Consider the following 17,102-nt stretch of genomic DNA (forward strand, 5'->3'; position numbering starts at 1 on the left):
ATGTGCGCATTATCAAACAGACAAAGGGAATCAACGAGATGAAAACGCCCCTGATTACCCGGGAAGGGTATGAAAAACTCAAACAAGAGCTCAATTATCTCTGGCGTGAAGAACGCCCCGAGGTCACAAAAAAGGTGACCTGGGCTGCAAGTCTGGGCGACCGCAGCGAAAATGCTGACTATCAGTATAATAAAAAGCGCCTGCGTGAAATCGACCGCCGCGTGCGCTACCTCACTAAATGCATGGAAAATCTCAAAATCGTCGATTATTCCCCGCAGCAGGAAGGCAAAGTGTTCTTTGGCGCGTGGGTGGAGATTGAAAACGACGATGGTGTTACCCACCGTTTTCGTATCGTCGGCTACGATGAAATTTTTGGCCGTAAAGATTACATCTCTATTGATTCCCCAATGGCCCGCGCATTGCTGAAAAAAGAGGTTGGCGATCTGGCGGTGGTGAATACCCCTGCCGGGGAAGCGAGCTGGTATGTTAATGCCATCGAGTACGTGAAACCGTAAGGAAGAGTCTTAACCTCCTGCCGATGGCTGGCATTTTTGCCAGCCAGTCCGTATAACTATCCCCTGATTTTTGATCCGAAAAGATGAACTCAAACCATGATGAATGATTCGTTCTGCCGCATTATTGCGGGTGAAATTCAGGCGCGCCCGGAACAGGTTGAAGCCGCCGTTCGCCTGCTTGACGAAGGGAATACCGTGCCGTTTATCGCACGTTATCGTAAGGAAATCACCGGCGGTCTGGATGACACGCAGTTGCGTAATCTGGAAACGCGTCTGGGATATTTGCGCGAGCTGGAAGAGAGACGTCAGGCGATCCTCAAGTCCATTTCTGAGCAAGGTAAACTCACCGATGAGCTGGCGAATGCCATCAACGCCACTTTGAGCAAAACCGAACTCGAAGACCTCTATCTGCCCTACAAACCTAAACGCCGCACCCGTGGGCAAATCGCCATTGAAGCAGGTCTTGAGCCGTTAGCTGACCTGTTGTGGAACGATCCATCGCAAACGCCGGAAATTGCCGCTGCGCAATTTGTTGATGCTGATAAAGGCGTAGCGGATACCAAAGCCGCGCTGGACGGCGCGCGCTATATACTGATGGAACGTTTTGCCGAAGATGCCGCCCTGTTGGCGAAAGTGCGTGATTATCTGTGGAAGAACGCACATCTGGTCTCAACCGTAGTGAGCGGTAAAGAAGAGGAAGGGGCAAAATTTCGCGACTATTTCGATCATCACGAACCGCTGTCAACGGTGCCCTCTCACCGCGCGCTGGCGATGTTCCGTGGGCGTAATGAAGGCGTACTCCAGCTTTCGCTGAATGCCGATCCGCAGTTCGACGAGCCACCGAAAGAGAGCTATTGCGAACAAATCATTATGGATCACCTCGGCCTGCGCCTGAACAATGCTCCGGCGGATAGCTGGCGCAAGGGCGTGGTGAGCTGGACCTGGCGCATCAAGGTGCTGATGCATCTGGAAACCGAACTGATGGGCACCGTGCGCGAACGCGCAGAAGATGAAGCAATCAACGTTTTTGCCCGTAACCTGCATGATCTGCTGATGGCGGCTCCTGCCGGGCTGCGTGCGACGATGGGCCTCGATCCGGGTCTGCGTACCGGGGTAAAAGTAGCGGTAGTCGATGCGACCGGTAAACTGGTGGCAACCGACACCATTTATCCGCACACCGGGCAGGCCGCAAAAGCAGCGATGACCGTTGCTGCTCTGTGCGAAAAACATAACGTTGAGCTGGTGGCGATTGGTAACGGTACGGCTTCCCGCGAAACCGAGCGTTTCTATCTCGACGTTCAGAAGCAGTTCCCGAAAGTGACGGCGCAAAAAGTGATCGTCAGCGAAGCAGGCGCATCGGTTTACTCTGCTTCCGAACTGGCAGCGCAGGAGTTCCCGGATCTCGATGTTTCTCTGCGTGGCGCGGTATCTATCGCCCGTCGTTTGCAAGATCCGCTGGCGGAGCTGGTGAAAATCGATCCGAAATCCATCGGCGTGGGTCAGTATCAGCATGACGTCAGCCAGACACAACTGGCTCGCAAACTGGATGCAGTGGTGGAAGACTGCGTAAACGCCGTTGGCGTCGATCTCAACACCGCTTCTGTTCCGCTGTTAACTCGCGTGGCGGGTCTGACGCGCATGATGGCACAAAACATCGTTGCCTGGCGCGATGAGAATGGGCAATTCAAAAACCGTCAGCAATTGTTAAAAGTTAGCCGTTTAGGGCCTAAAGCCTTCGAGCAGTGTGCGGGCTTCCTGCGTATTAACCACGGCGATAACCCGCTGGACGCGTCTACCGTTCACCCGGAAGCCTATCCGGTGGTCGAACGCATTCTGGCGGCAACGCAACAGGCACTGAAAGATCTGATGGGTAACAGCAGCGAACTGCGTAACCTGAAAGCCTCTGACTTTACCGATGAGAAATTCGGTGTGCCGACGGTAACCGACATTATCAAAGAGCTGGAAAAACCGGGTCGCGACCCGCGTCCGGAATTTAAAACCGCTCAGTTTGCCGATGGCGTCGAGACAATGAACGACCTGCAACCGGGTATGATCCTCGAAGGTGCAGTCACCAACGTCACCAATTTTGGCGCGTTTGTCGATATCGGCGTACATCAGGACGGTCTGGTTCACATCTCTTCCCTGTCGAATAAGTTTGTGGAAGATCCGCACACCGTGGTGAAAGCGGGTGACATTGTGAAGGTGAAAGTGCTGGAAGTGGATCTCCAGCGTAAACGTATCGCCCTGACCATGCGCCTGGACGAACAGCCTGGTGAAACCAATGTCCGTCGTGGCGGCGGTAACGATCGTCCGCAAAACAACCGCCCGGCAGCAAAACCGCGTGGCCGTGAAACGCAGCCTGCCGGTAACAGCGCGATGATGGATGCGCTGGCAGCAGCGATGGGTAAAAAGCGTTAAACACTATGACTGGCCTACGGTTCAGCTTTGCACGGGTTCGTAGGCCAGATAAGGCGTTCACGCCGCATCTGGCAATAAACGCCTTAACTGACATAAAAGTGCCGGAGAACATCTCCGGCATTTGAGATTGCTGACAAACTCGCTTACGGGTCAAAACAGGCACAACTTTCCCCCCTCTCCCTAGCCCTCTCCCCGATGGGGCGAGGGGACCGTCCGTGCACTTGCCTGGCTCCGGTATTTTTATTCCACAGCCAAAACCACAATATATTCCGCTAATATTTATCACATCATTAACAACTGAAACCTTAATTAAACATCAAGCTGCCCTAATAATTCGTCACTCGAATTTTATTTTGACCAAGATATAACCTTGAGCCACATCAACATTGGCGCAAATTATTATCTAAACCAACATTCGCACACATTTTAAGTATTGCTGATAGAAACCATTCTCATTATCATTGTACTATTGATTATTTAATCTCTCCTTCGTTGGCGAATCATCTGGTCTCATGTCGCTGTCAAACGCCCCATGAGGTAGTTAACCAGTTTTACTCTAAATAATTCGAGTTGCAGGAAGGCGGCAAGTGAGAGAGTCCCCAGGTACTTACCCCAGTAAGTAACTGGGGTGAGCGACCGAAGCCGCAGCACATGCAATTTGAATTATGACGAGTATAGCGAGAAACAAGTAGGCACCTATGCAATACACCCCAGATACTGCGTGGAAAATCACTGGCTTTTCCCGTGAAATTAGCCCGGCATATCGTCAGAAGCTGCTTTCTCTTGGCATGTTACCTGGCTCCTCTTTTAATGTGGTGCGCGTCGCTCCACTCGGTGATCCTATTCATATCGAAACCCGTCGTGTAAGCCTGGTATTACGGAAAAAAGATCTGGCCTTATTAGAAGTGGAAGCGGTTTCCTGTTAATACGGTGAGAATAACAATGAAAAAATTAACCATTGGCTTAATTGGTAATCCAAATTCTGGCAAGACAACTTTATTTAACCAGCTCACCGGTGCTCGTCAGCGTGTAGGAAACTGGGCTGGTGTTACCGTCGAACGTAAAGAGGGTCAGTTCACCACTACCGATCATCAGGTCACCCTGGTGGATCTGCCCGGCACTTATTCTCTGACCACCATCTCTTCGCAGACTTCGCTGGATGAGCAAATCGCCTGTCACTACATTTTAAGCGGCGATGCCGATCTGCTGATTAACGTGGTGGATGCGTCTAACCTTGAACGTAACCTTTACCTGACGCTGCAACTACTGGAGCTGGGTATTCCGTGCATCGTGGCGCTGAACATGCTCGACATTGCCGAGAAGCAAAATATTCGCATTGAAATTGATGCCCTGGCGGCGCGTCTTGGCTGCCCGGTGGTTCCACTGGTCTCCACTCGTGGTCGTGGTATTGAAGCGCTGAAACTGGCAATTGACCGCTACAAAGCCAACGAGAATGTAGAACTGGTGCATTACGCCCAACCGCTAATCAATGAAGCCGACGCACTGGCGAAAGTGATGCCGTCCGACATCCCGCTGAAACATCGCCGCTGGCTGGGTCTGCAAATGTTGGAAGGCGATATTTACAGCCGCGCCTACGCTGGTGAAGCATCGCAGCATCTGGATGCTGCTCTCGCCCGTCTGCGTAATGAGATGGACGATCCGGCGCTACACATTGCCGATGCGCGTTACCAGTGTATTGCCGCCATCTGTGATGTGGTGAGCAACACCCTGACGGCAGAACCCAGCCGTTTCACCACTGCCGTAGATAAAATCGTGCTTAACCGATTCCTTGGCCTGCCGATTTTCCTCTTTGTGATGTACCTGATGTTCCTGCTGGCTATCAATATCGGCGGGGCGCTACAACCGCTGTTTGACGTCGGTTCCGTGGCGCTGTTTGTACATGGTATTCAGTGGATTGGTTACACACTCCACTTCCCGGACTGGCTGACTATCTTCCTCGCCCAGGGCCTGGGTGGTGGTATTAACACCGTTCTGCCACTGGTGCCGCAAATTGGCATGATGTACCTATTCCTCTCCTTCCTGGAAGACTCCGGATATATGGCGCGTGCGGCGTTTGTGATGGACCGTCTGATGCAGGCGTTGGGATTACCGGGTAAATCTTTTGTGCCATTGATTGTTGGCTTCGGTTGTAACGTGCCGTCGGTGATGGGCGCGCGAACCCTTGATGCACCGCGTGAACGCCTGATGACCATCATGATGGCTCCATTTATGTCCTGCGGCGCACGTCTGGCAATCTTCGCGGTATTTGCGGCTGCGTTCTTTGGGCAGAACGGCGCGCTGGCTGTGTTCTCACTGTATATGCTGGGTATCGTGATGGCTGTGCTGACTGGCCTGATGCTCAAATACACCATCATGCGCGGTGAAGCGACGCCGTTTGTCATGGAGTTGCCGGTATACCACGTACCACACGTTAAGAGCCTGATTATCCAGACCTGGCAGCGTCTGAAAGGTTTCGTTCTGCGCGCCGGTAAAGTGATTATCATCGTCAGTATTTTCCTGAGTGCCTTCAACAGCTTCTCGCTAAGCGGGAAAATCGTCGACAACATCAACGACTCAGCGCTGGCTTCTGTCAGCCGTGTGATCACCCCGGTCTTCAAGCCGATTGGTGTACATGAAGATAACTGGCAGGCAACGGTTGGCCTGTTCACGGGTGCCATGGCGAAAGAAGTGGTGGTGGGTACGCTCAACACCCTCTACACCGCAGAAAATATTCAGGACGAAGAGTTCAATCCGGCGGAATTCAACCTTGGTGAAGAGCTGTTCAGCGCGGTAGATGAAACCTGGCAGAGTCTGAAAGACACCTTTAGCCTTAGCGTACTGATGAACCCAATTGAAGCCAGCAAAGGCGACGGTGAAATGGGCACCGGGGCGATGGGCGTGATGGATCAAAAATTCGGTAGCGCGGCAGCAGCTTACAGCTATCTGATTTTTGTCCTGCTGTATGTACCGTGCATCTCGGTAATGGGCGCCATCGCTCGTGAATCAAGCCGTGGCTGGATGGGCTTCTCCATCCTGTGGGGGCTGAATATCGCTTACTCGCTCGCCACCTTGTTCTATCAGGTTGCCAGCTACAGCCAGCACCCAACCTACAGTCTGGTGTGCATTCTGGCGGTGATCCTGTTTAACATCGTGGTCATTGGCCTGCTGCGTCGCGCGCGTAGCCGGGTTGATATCGAACTGCTGGCAACGCGCAAATCGGTAAGCAGTTGCTGCGCAGCCAGCACCTCTGGCGATTGCCACTAAGGATACGGCAATGGCTTCGCTCATCCAGGTGCGTGATTTGCTGGCGTTACGGGGCCGTATGGAAGCGGCCCAAATCAGCCAGACGCTGAACACTCCACAACCGATGATTAACGCAATGCTGCAACAACTGGAAAGTATGGGCAAAGCCGTGCGAATTCAGGAAGAACCTGACGGCTGCCTCTCCGGCAGTTGCAAAAGCTGCCCGGAAGGAAAAGCCTGTCTGCGTGAGTGGTGGGCGTTGCGTTAACATTGTTCCACAACATTGTTCCACCACCTGTTTTGAAAAGCCCGGTATGCGTTTGCTACCGGGCTTTTTTGCGTGCCACTTTCCATAAAAATGCAACTCTTGCAGCACGACGTAAATTCCTCTGAAAGAGTCTCGCAGGGATGAAAACTGGCTAATGCACAGGTGTGGAGTGGCGCGTAGAGTCGCGGCATTCAAACAACAGGTGAAGGAACGCCATGAGCAAAAAGCAGAGTTCCACCCCACACGATGCACTGTTCAAACTCTTTTTACGCCAACCGGACACGGCGCGCGATTTTCTTGCGTTCCATTTACCGGCCCCCATTCACGCGCTCTGTGATATGAAAACCCTCAAGCTGGAGTCGAGCAGTTTTATTGATGACGATCTGCGTGAAAGCTACTCTGACGTGCTGTGGTCGGTGAAAACCGAGCAAGGACCAGGATACATCTATTGCCTGATTGAACATCAAAGCACCTCAAACAAACTGATCGCATTTCGCATGATGCGTTACGCCATTGCCGCAATGCAAAATCACCTGGATGCCGGATACAAAACGTTGCCGATGGTGGTGCCGTTGTTGTTTTACCATGGTATTGAAAGCCCCTATCCCTATTCGCTGTGTTGGCTGGATTGTTTCGCCGATCCCAACCTGGCAAGGCAGCTTTATGCCTCTGCATTTCCGCTGATTGATGTCACCGTCATGCCTGATGATGAAATCATGCAACACCGACGCATGGCGCTGCTGGAGTTAATTCAAAAACATATTCGTCAACGCGACCTGATGGGACTGGTAGAGCAAATGGCCTGCTTATTAAGTAGTGGATACGCTAATGACAGACAAATCAAAGGGCTGTTTAATTACATACTACAAACAGGCGATGCGGTACGTTTTAACGATTTTATCGATGATGTGGCCAAACGTTCACCGAAACACAAGGAGAGTTTAATGACTATTGCAGAAAGATTGCGGCAGGAGGGACATCGTCAAGGGGTACAACAAGGTGTACAGCAAGGTGTACAGCAAGGACGACGCCTGGAAGCCCTGGATATTGCCCAAACGATGCTGAAAGCGGGTATCCCCCACGAAGACATAATCTTATTTACCAGCCTGACGATGGAGGAGCTTAAAGAAATTATCCATTGATAAAACAAAGGAGAGTTTAATGACTATTGCAGAAAGATTACGGCAACAAGGAGGAGCCATGATCGTTACTATCCCACGAGATCTTGCCACCGATCCTGGCTGGTCACCGGGCACAGAGATTACCGTGGAGAAAAAAGGCGATAGCGTTAATTTGCGCGCCACAGAGCACAAGCCGCGTGGGCGTCTTACCGTCGCGCAATTGTTGAGCCAGATCGATGAAAGCGAAATTACGGAGCTAAATCAGTCGACAGAAGGATGGGAAGAAGGGAAAAAAGGTAATGAAGCATGGTAAAGGCACGGACGCCACATCGTGGTGAGATCTGGTGTTTTAACCCTGCTCCGGTTGCCGGGCATGAACTTCGGGGTCCACATTATTGCATTGTGGTAACAGACAAAGAACTCAACAATGTCTTAAAAGTTGCTATGTGCTGTCCGATTTCAACAGAGGCAAATGCAACACGTTCCACAGGGGTGACGGTGAACGTCCTCCCCCATGATACGCAAACCGGTAACCTGCATGGCGTTGTGCTTTGTCACCAGCTAAAAGCTGTCGATCTTATTACCCGTGGCGCTAAATTTCATACCGTTGCCGATGAAACATTGATTAGTAAGGTACTCGGTAAACTGGTAAATTTAATCGACCCACAATAATTTGCCCTTACTTACCACCTACACCCTCTGCTTCAACGCCACCAGCAGGTGACAAAACTCATCCGGATGAGAAATAAACGGCGCATGAGCCGCTTTGGCGAAGATATATGATTTGCTGTGAGGCCAGAGTTCATCCAGCATTGGCACTACTTTGCGCGGCACCAGACCGTCAAGATAGCCATATAAGCGCAAAAACGGCATTTGTACGCTTTGCAACGGCTGACGGAGATCGACCGTTTTCAGAATTTCCAGCCCACCATTAAGCACGTCAACCTCCGGCATCGGTAACGCCAGAACGGTTTTCTTCAGCGCTCGCGCATCCTGACGCGCCGTTTCCGTGCCCATCGTTTGTAGTGCAAGGAACCGTTCCACTGTACGCTGAAAATCTTCACTTAGCTGCTGCTGAAAACCCGCCAGCACGTCCGGTTTTATCCCCGGCCACTCGTCACGAGCACTGAAACACGGTGACGAAGCTACGGTAACCAGCGCCTGAACACGCTCGGGATGGGTTAACGCAATCTGACTTGCCACCAGCCCGCCCAGACTCCAGCCCAACCAGATGGCTTTATTCGGTGCCCGTTGCAGCACGCATTCCGCCATGTCAGAAAGCGACATCGCGCCATATCCCTGGCTGCGCCCGAAGCCAGGTAGATCAACAAGATGCAGCGTAAAATGCGAGCTGAGTTCCTCATCGATGCAACGCCACACTTCGGCATTCAGTCCCCATCCGTGCAACAGCACAAGATGAACATTCCCCTGACCTTTGGTCTGCCACCAGATGTTATTCATCCGCTATTGTTCTCTTTTGACTCACAAGGATGAATATATGCTAGCAGTACCGGGATTATGCTGGCTATGCCGAATGCCGCTGGCGTTAGGTCATTGGGGAATCTGTTCTGTCTGCTCCCGCGCCGCACGTACACATAAAACGTTATGCCCGCAGTGTGGATTACCGGCTTCACACTCACATCTTCCCTGCGGTCGCTGCCTGAAAAAACCGCCACCGTGGCAGAGACTGATCACTGTTGCCAACTATGCACCTCCATTAAGCCCGCTCATTCACCAGCTTAAGTTTTTGCGACGTAGTGAAATCGCCAGCGGCCTGTCACGTCTGTTACTATTAGAAGTCTTACACGCCCATCGGACTACCGGATTACAACTGCCGGATCGTATCGTCAGTGTTCCGTTATGGCAGCGCCGCCACTGGCGTCGGGGATTCAATCAAAGCGATTTGCTGTGCCAGCCTTTATCGCGCTGGCTGCACTGCCAATGGGATAGCGACGCCGTCACGCGTATAAGAGCCACTGCGACCCAGCATTTCCTCAGTGCCCGGCTGCGCAAGCGCAACCTGAAAAATGCCTTTCGCCTTGAATTGCCCGTGCAAGGTCGCCATATGGTGATTGTGGATGATGTCGTTACCACCGGAAGTACCGTCGCAGAGATTGCGCAGTTGCTTTTACGCAATGGTGCGGCGACAGTCCAGGTCTGGTGCCTTTGTCGAACCTTGTAGAGCCTCGATGATGGGCGTATTATAACCAACTAAAATAGTCAACTATTAGGCCATTACTATGATCCGTATTTCCGATGCTGCACAAGCGCACTTTGCCAAACTGCTGGCAAACCAGGAAGAAGGGACACAAATCCGCGTATTTGTGATTAACCCTGGCACGCCTAACGCTGAATGTGGCGTATCTTATTGTCCGCCAGACGCCGTAGAAGCCACCGATACCGCCCTGAAATTTGACCTGCTGACCGCGTATGTTGATGAACTAAGCGCACCTTACCTGGAAGATGCAGAGATTGATTTTGTTACCGACCAACTGGGTTCTCAGCTAACGCTGAAAGCCCCGAACGCCAAAATGCGTAAAGTGGCTGACGATGCGCCGCTGATGGAGCGCGTGGAGTATATGCTGCAATCGCAGATTAACCCGCAGCTTGCCGGTCACGGTGGTCGTGTCTCGCTGATGGAAATCACCGAAGACGGTTATGCCATTCTGCAATTTGGCGGCGGCTGTAACGGTTGTTCCATGGTCGACGTGACGCTGAAAGAAGGGATCGAAAAGCAGTTGCTGAACGAATTCCCGGAACTGAAAGGTGTACGTGACCTCACCGAACACCAGCGCGGCGAACACTCTTACTACTAAGTTATCCCCCTCTTTTGTAGATTGCCCGATGCGACGCTAAAGCGTCTTATCGGGCTACGTTGAACATGTGCCAGACGTTGGCACGGCATTACCTCAGTAAATCTAATCCCTTCATTTCCCCACGATAATATGACCAACCTCTCATAATTTAAATTTACCCCGCTCTGGTGATTCTCAAGCGCATAATGTTACCCGTATCATTCTCATGGGCACCGAACACACTCATAACATTTGACGACACTAACTCGTTTTAGGAGTCATCAGCCGTGGTGCCGTTATATCTCTGTTCCCAGTTGGGACAACCAGGATTTGTCGTCAGAAACCTGACGTTACCCATAACAAATTAAAGGCCAGGTAAATCATGCCATTAGTCATTGTTGCTATCGGTGTAATCTTGTTATTACTCCTGATGATCCGCTTCAAAATGAACGGCTTCATCGCTCTCGTCCTGGTGGCGCTTGCTGTTGGATTAATGCAAGGGATGCCGCTGGATAAAGTTATTGGCTCTATCAAAGCCGGTGTTGGCGGAACGCTCGGTAGCCTTGCCCTGATCATGGGTTTTGGCGCAATGCTGGGCAAAATGCTGGCAGACTGCGGCGGCGCACAACGTATCGCCACCACGCTGATCGCCAAATTTGGTAAAAAGCACATTCAGTGGGCAGTGGTACTGACCGGTTTTACCGTCGGTTTTGCCCTGTTCTATGAAGTGGGCTTCGTACTGATGCTGCCGCTGGTGTTTACCATCGCCGCTGCTGCAAATATCCCGCTGCTGTATGTTGGTGTACCGATGGCCGCTGCGCTTTCCGTAACCCACGGCTTCCTGCCACCGCATCCTGGCCCGACTGCGATTGCAACCATTTTCAATGCCGATATGGGTAAAACCCTGCTGTACGGTACTATTCTGGCAATCCCGACCGTTATTCTCGCGGGTCCGGTTTACGCTCGCGTGCTGAAAGGCATTGATAAGCCGATCCCGGAAGGCCTGTACAGCGCGAAAACCTTTAGTGAAGAAGAGATGCCGAGCTTTGGCGTCAGCGTCTGGACTTCTCTGGTTCCGGTTGTACTGATGGCAATGCGTGCCATCGCTGAAATGATCCTGCCGAAAGGTCACGCTTTCCTGCCGGTAGCAGAGTTCTTAGGTGACCCGGTAATGGCAACGCTGATTGCCGTACTAATCGCGATGTTCACCTTTGGTCTGAACCGTGGTCGCTCAATGGATCAAATTAACGACACGCTGGTTTCTTCGATCAAAATCATCGCCATGATGCTGCTAATCATCGGTGGTGGCGGTGCGTTCAAGCAGGTGTTGGTAGACAGTGGCGTGGACAAATATATCGCCTCCATGATGCACGAAACCAATATTTCCCCGCTGCTGATGGCCTGGTCTATTGCCGCCGTACTGCGTATCGCGCTGGGTTCCGCAACCGTTGCGGCAATTACTGCGGGCGGTATCGCTGCGCCGCTGATTGCAACAACTGGCGTCAGCCCAGAGTTGATGGTTATCGCGGTTGGTTCCGGTAGTGTGATTTTCTCTCACGTGAACGATCCGGGCTTCTGGCTGTTCAAAGAGTACTTTAACCTGACTATCGGTGAGACCATCAAGTCCTGGTCGATGCTGGAAACCATTATCTCGGTGTGCGGTCTGGTAGGCTGCCTGCTGCTGAATATGGTGATTTGATAACACTGACTGCCGGATATGGCGTGAATGTCTTATCCGGCTGCTCTAATGAGTAGGCCGGATAAGACGCATCAAGCGTCGCATCCGGCATTAACCGCACTCTACGTCTTCTTCCCTGCCGCCCTGCGCCGTCTGTCCAAATCCTTCAGTAACTTGTTCACGCCATCATCGGAAAACATCGTCTCAAGGGTTGTAGACAGCTTGCGCCGCCAGTTTTTGTACTGGTAACTGGTGCCAGGAATATTCACCGGTTCCGCCATATCCAGCCAGTCTTCCGGCTGTAGCCCTAACAGAGCGCTGTTACTGTCGGCAATGTACCGCTGCAAACCACGATTAAGCATCGGCGTCATCGACATCAGCGATGCCTTATGTCCGGCACGTTTTGGCAGACAACCATATTTATGCAGCGCATCCAGTAGCCCTTGCTTCGCCAGCTCGCGATCCTGATACAAACCGCGCAGCACTACTTCATCCGGGTACAGCCCCAGCGTTTTGCCCAGCGTTAAATCCCCGCTCTCCCAGTAACCACGCAGCGTTGGCAGGTCGTGCGTTGCTGCTACTGCCATCGACTGTTCCGGATACGCTTTCGGTGCGCGGAACGTCTTCTCATGGTCACTTTCGAAATAGAGCACTTTGTAGGAGTAAACCCCGCTACTGCGCAGCTTACCGACAATCTCTACCGGTACAGTGCCGAGATCTTCGCCAATCACCATGCAGCGATGGCGTTTGCTTTCCAGCGCCAGAATAGCGAGCAGATCATCCACCGGATAGTGAACATACGCTCCCTGATCCGCCGTTTCACCATACGGTATCCACCACAAACGCAGCATCGACATCACATGGTCAATTCGCAATGCGCCGCAGTTTTGCATGTTCGCGCGCAGCAGTTCGATAAACGGTTCATAGGCGCGCGCGGTGATGATATGCGGGTCCATCGGCGGCAAACCCCAGTTTTGCCCTAACGGGCCAAGGATATCTGGCGGTGCGCCAACCGATGCTTTCAGGCAATACAACTCACGGTCACACCAGGTTTCTGCCCCACCTTCCGCTACGCCAACCGCCAGGTCACGATACAAGCCAATCGGCATTTCATAGCCCTGGCTTATCTCCCAGCAGGCGGCAAACTGGCTGTAGGCCAGCCACTGCAGCCAGAGATAAAAATCGACGTCATCACGATGTTCTTCACAGAACTGACGCACTTCTGGCGAGTCTACGTTCTGATACATCTCGGGCCATGCTGGCCAGCCCCAGCGCATTTCGTCTTCTTTTACTTGTTGTGCATGTAGCGCATCAAACGCCGCCTGCCAGAACAGGCTGTCGCCCTGTTCAGCAACAAACTGGCGAAACGCTACCATTTGTCCATCATCACGTTGTGCGAAGACTTTCCACGCCATCCGCAGTGCGGTCATTTTCAGTGCGGTGACGGTAGAGTAATCGACCCAGTCAGTATCCCGCGCCTGTTGCAGCGCCTGTTGCGTAGTCGGCATGTGCCACCAGGCCTGCGCCTCCTCGCTAAGATGGAAATCTTCAACGGCGTTAACATCAATATAAATCACGTTCAGCCAGCGGCGAGAAGACGGGCTATACGGGCTGGCACTTTCCGGGTTTGCCGGATAGAGCGCATGAATCGGGTTCAGGCCAATGAACGACCCGCCGCGTTTCGCCACATCCACCAACATGGCTTTGAGATCGCCAAAATCACCGATGCCCCAATTTTTTTCCGATCGCAGGGTATAAAGCTGAACGCAAGCGCCCCACAGTTTTTGTTTATTCAACAATGCCTGCGGTTCGTAGCAGCGTTTCGGTGCGACAATCACCCGACAATGGGCGCGCTGTTCGTCCTGGGTAAGCGTCAGCGTGTGATAACCTTCCGGCAGCTTCGCCGGAAGATTGAAGGCTTTGCCACCACTCACGTTGCCTTTGTACTGTGTTCCTTCTTCGGTAGTCAGCAGCCAGCTAAATTCGCCGCTGCCCTCCACCGCCATTGGCATTTTTTTACCGAAGGTATACACCATGACGTTGGGTACTGGCGTTACCGCCACTTTCGTGGCGGTACTCCGATGCATCGCGTCAAGCAAACGCCGTTTGGTTTCGGCGCCAATCGACTGCGGTTTACCGTGGGCATTGATGTAATTGGGGCTGATCCCCGCCGCCAGCGCGGCATTATCCAGACGTTTGCTTTCCATCGAGCTTCCTTAGCGTTTTGCCTGCCAGATACGAGCCTGATAATCGCGAATAGAGCGATCCGAGCTAAACATACCGCAGCGGGCGGTATTGAGGATCGCCGCGCGTGTCCAGGCTTCCTGGTCGCGGTACAGCACATCCACCTGCTTTTGTGCCTCTACATAGGCTGCGAAATCCGCCATCACCAGATATGGATCGCCGCCCTGCTTACCGATACTGTGCAGCATCTGGTCAAACGCATGTTTATCGCCGTCGCTGTATTTACCGCTTTCCAGCTCTTTCAATACTGCATCGAGCTGCTTGTCTTTCTTACGCCATTTGAGCGGATCGTAGCCCTTCGCTTTCAATGCCTTAACCTGCTCCACGGTATGACCGAAGATAAAGATATTTTCTTCACCGACTTTTTCAGCAATTTCGACATTTGCGCCATCCAGCGTACCGACAGTGAGCGCACCATTAAGAGCCAGTTTCATATTGCCCGTGCCAGAAGCCTCTTTCCCAGCAGTCGAGATCTGCTCAGAGATATCCGCCGCCGGGATCAGCATTTCCGCCGCCGAGACACAGTAATCCGGCAGGAACACCACTTTCAGCTTGTCACCCACTTTTGGATCGTTGTTGATCACTTCAGCCACTTTATTGATCGCAAAAATAATGTTCTTCGCCAGATAGTAGCCCGGCGCGGCTTTCGCCCCGAACAGGAACACGCGCGGTACGCGGTCAGCTTGCGGGTTTTCGCGAATCTCTTTGTACAACGCCAGAATATGCAGCAGATTCAGGTGTTGCCGTTTGTACTCGTGCAGACGTTTAATTTGGACGTCGAAAATTGCCTGCGGGTTGATTTCAATACCAGTACGCGCTTTTACAAACTCTGCCAGACGAACTTTATTCGCCTGTTTGATTTCGCGATATTGCTGGCGGAATTTCGCGTCATCAGCGAATTTTTCCAGATTAATCAACTGATCGAGATCGTTAGCCCACTCTTTTTTCAGCGATTTATCCAGCAGCGCCGCCAGTGCCGGGTTGCACTGTTTGATCCAGCGACGCGGAGTAATACCATTAGTGACGTTATGGAATTTGTTCGGCCACAACTGGTGGTATTCCGGGAACAAATCTTTCACCACCAGATCCGAGTGCAGCGCCGCCACGCCATTCACCGCAAAGCCGCTAACCACACACATATTGGCCATACGAACTTGTTTGTCATGTACCACCGCCAGTTTCGCCCATACCGCCTTGTCGCCCGGCCAGGTTTGTTCCACCAGCTTCTTAAAGCGGTTATTGATTTCGTTGATTACCTGCATATGGCGTGGCAACAGCGCTTTAATCAGCTTCTCATCCCAGCACTCCAGTGCTTCTGGCATCAGGGTATGGTTGGTATAAGCGAAGGTTTTACTGGTGATTGCCCAGGCGTCATCCCAGCTCATTTGGTGCTCATCTATCAGCACACGCAGCAGTTCAGGAATGGCAATAGTCGGGTGTGTGTCGTTAAGTTGAATGACTTCGTAATCCGCCAGCTCGTGCAGTTTACGCCCCGCCAGATGATGGCGACGAAGAATGTCAGCAATCGAACAGGCGCACTGGAAGTATTGCTGCATCAGGCGCAATTTTTTACCGGCGGTATGGTTGTCGTTTGGATAGAGAACTTTAGTCAGTTTTTCCGCGTTGATGCCCTGTTGTTCAGCACGCAGGAAATCACCGTCATTAAATTTGGTAAGATTGAACGGATGAGCATGAGTCGCCTGCCACAAACGTAGCGGCTGTGCTACGCCGTTACGGTAGCCCAACACCGGAAGATCCCACGCTTGCCCGGTAATGGTAAATTCCGGTTCCCAGCGTCCATCTTTCGTCACTTTGCCGCCAATGCCCACCTGCACATCCAGCGCTTCGTTATGGCTAAACCACGGATAGTTGCCACGATGCCAGTCGTCTGGCGCTTCAGACTGTTTGCCACCGACAAAGGACTGACGGAACAGGCCATACTGGTAGTTAAGACCATAGCCAGTAGCTGACTGCCCAACGGTTGCCATTGAGTCGAGGAAACACGCAGCCAGACGCCCCAGGCCACCGTTCCCCAACGCCGGGTCGATCTCTTCTTCCAGCAGGTCTGTCAGGTTGATGTCATAAGACTTCAATGAATCCTGAACAGCCTGATACCAGCCGAGGTTTAACAGATTGTTGCCTGTCAGACGACCAATCAAAAACTCCATTGAGATGTAGTTAACATGACGCTGATTCGCCGCCGGTTTGGCAAAAGGCTGGGCCCGCAGCATTTCCGCCAACGCTTCACTCACAGCCAGCCACCATTGGTGAGGGGTCATCTCAGCCGCTGAAGTTAAACCATAACGCTGCCACTGGCGTGACAGGGCTTCCTGAAATTGCTTTTCATTAAAAATGGGTTGTGACATAGGAGTTCCAGTTTTCTTAGATATTAAACACAACGTTATCGTTAGTTTGCCAGGCTCCATGTTGACCTTCCTCATCCTACGGGGGATTAGGCGGGGAGGAGTGACGGGGATGAGCAAGAAAATGTGATCGCGCCCACTTAAAGGTAGTGCAATCAACTGCAAAAGTATCAGCTCAGTGCCAGAGAGCGCAGAAAACCTGTTATTAACAGTCAGAAATGGCCGTTGCGTATTATCAAAAAGCGGAAAGTAACTCTATAAATTAAGTAAAGCGGCGAAATAGTTTCAACAATGAAATATCCATCAAAGGGCATCTCATTCTTAATAGATTTATTAAGATCATCTTTCCAGAGAGACCTTTCATCAGGAATTAAGGAGGTTTCATTGCTTTAATGAACCTTTTGGATTAAGGGAAAACACCCTAGGATCCAATATCCACACTGCATTTGCGTTGTTT

Annotated in this window: 14 protein-coding genes; 11 read left to right on the top strand and 3 right to left on the bottom strand. The window is 52.0% G+C overall.

Annotated features, from left to right (window positions below; translation table 11 throughout):
• Nucleotides 1-38 precede the first annotated feature (38 nt).
• The 8 genes from greB (at nucleotide 39) to A31E_RS06160 (ending at nucleotide 8,237) form a co-directional block, all read left to right on the top strand.
• Nucleotides 39-515 (top strand): transcription elongation factor GreB, encoded by a 477-nt coding sequence (greB, locus tag A31E_RS06195; protein ID WP_001517234.1) that lies wholly within the window; start codon nucleotides 39-41, stop codon nucleotides 513-515.
• A 96-nt stretch (nucleotides 516-611) separates the two neighbouring features.
• Entirely contained in the window at nucleotides 612-2,933 is a 2,322-nt protein-coding gene (locus A31E_RS06190; RefSeq protein ID WP_000980770.1) for a Tex family protein, read from the top strand.
• Nucleotides 2,934-3,631: 698 nt separating this feature from the next.
• Nucleotides 3,632-3,859, top strand: coding sequence for a ferrous iron transporter A (gene feoA / locus A31E_RS06185; protein ID WP_001200455.1), 228 nt, complete (start codon nucleotides 3,632-3,634; stop codon nucleotides 3,857-3,859).
• Nucleotides 3,860-3,875: 16 nt separating this feature from the next.
• A complete protein-coding gene (gene feoB, locus A31E_RS06180) occupies nucleotides 3,876-6,197 on the top strand; it encodes a Fe(2+) transporter permease subunit FeoB (RefSeq protein ID WP_000737036.1) in 2,322 nt (773 codons plus the stop codon).
• A gap of 10 nt (nucleotides 6,198-6,207) precedes the next feature.
• Entirely contained in the window at nucleotides 6,208-6,444 is a 237-nt protein-coding gene (gene feoC, locus A31E_RS06175) for a [Fe-S]-dependent transcriptional repressor FeoC (protein ID WP_000157586.1), read from the top strand.
• A gap of 215 nt (nucleotides 6,445-6,659) precedes the next feature.
• The gene (gene rpnA / locus A31E_RS06170) at nucleotides 6,660-7,586 is read left to right on the top strand and encodes a recombination-promoting nuclease RpnA (protein ID WP_000039070.1); all 927 of its coding nucleotides are present in this window, start codon (nucleotides 6,660-6,662) and stop codon (nucleotides 7,584-7,586) included.
• 19 nt (nucleotides 7,587-7,605) lie between these two features.
• The gene (locus A31E_RS06165; protein WP_016249284.1) at nucleotides 7,606-7,878 is read left to right on the top strand and encodes an AbrB/MazE/SpoVT family DNA-binding domain-containing protein; all 273 of its coding nucleotides are present in this window, start codon (nucleotides 7,606-7,608) and stop codon (nucleotides 7,876-7,878) included.
• A complete protein-coding gene (locus A31E_RS06160; protein WP_016249285.1) occupies nucleotides 7,872-8,237 on the top strand; it encodes a type II toxin-antitoxin system PemK/MazF family toxin in 366 nt (121 codons plus the stop codon). The genes A31E_RS06165 and A31E_RS06160 overlap by 7 nt, the downstream gene beginning before the upstream one ends.
• Before the next feature lie 18 nt (nucleotides 8,238-8,255).
• Here A31E_RS06160 and bioH read toward each other — a convergent pair whose 3' ends face one another.
• The gene (gene bioH / locus A31E_RS06155) at nucleotides 8,256-9,026 is read right to left on the bottom strand and encodes a pimeloyl-ACP methyl ester esterase BioH (RefSeq protein WP_001060066.1); all 771 of its coding nucleotides are present in this window, start codon (nucleotides 9,024-9,026) and stop codon (nucleotides 8,256-8,258) included.
• Nucleotides 9,027-9,063: 37 nt separating this feature from the next.
• Here bioH and gntX point away from each other — a divergent pair, with 37 nt between their 5' ends.
• The 3 genes from gntX to gntT all read left to right on the top strand — a co-directional run bounded on the left by gntX (nucleotide 9,064) and on the right by gntT (nucleotide 12,059).
• Complete coding sequence (gene gntX, locus A31E_RS06150; protein WP_016249286.1) at nucleotides 9,064-9,747, top strand: DNA utilization protein GntX; 684 nt, start codon at nucleotides 9,064-9,066, stop codon at nucleotides 9,745-9,747.
• Nucleotides 9,748-9,805: 58 nt separating this feature from the next.
• Nucleotides 9,806-10,381: a Fe-S biogenesis protein NfuA gene (nfuA, locus tag A31E_RS06145; RefSeq protein WP_000619389.1), complete on the top strand. Its 576-nt coding sequence runs from the start codon at nucleotides 9,806-9,808 to the stop codon at nucleotides 10,379-10,381.
• Between the two features lie 361 nt (nucleotides 10,382-10,742).
• Nucleotides 10,743-12,059 carry a gluconate transporter gene (gene gntT / locus A31E_RS06140; protein WP_001131743.1) on the top strand — a complete coding sequence of 439 codons (1,317 nt, stop codon included), beginning with the start codon at nucleotides 10,743-10,745 and terminating at the stop codon, nucleotides 12,057-12,059.
• A gap of 101 nt (nucleotides 12,060-12,160) precedes the next feature.
• On the opposite strand, the gene malQ is transcribed toward gntT, so the two are convergent.
• Entirely contained in the window at nucleotides 12,161-14,245 is a 2,085-nt protein-coding gene (malQ, locus tag A31E_RS06135) for a 4-alpha-glucanotransferase (RefSeq protein WP_016249287.1), read from the bottom strand.
• A gap of 9 nt (nucleotides 14,246-14,254) precedes the next feature.
• Entirely contained in the window at nucleotides 14,255-16,648 is a 2,394-nt protein-coding gene (malP, locus tag A31E_RS06130; RefSeq protein WP_000081932.1) for a maltodextrin phosphorylase, read from the bottom strand.
• Nucleotides 16,649-17,102 lie beyond the last annotated feature (454 nt).

The organism is Escherichia sp. KTE159 (genome assembly GCF_000408805.1).
Lineage (GTDB): Bacteria > Pseudomonadota > Gammaproteobacteria > Enterobacterales > Enterobacteriaceae > Escherichia > Escherichia marmotae.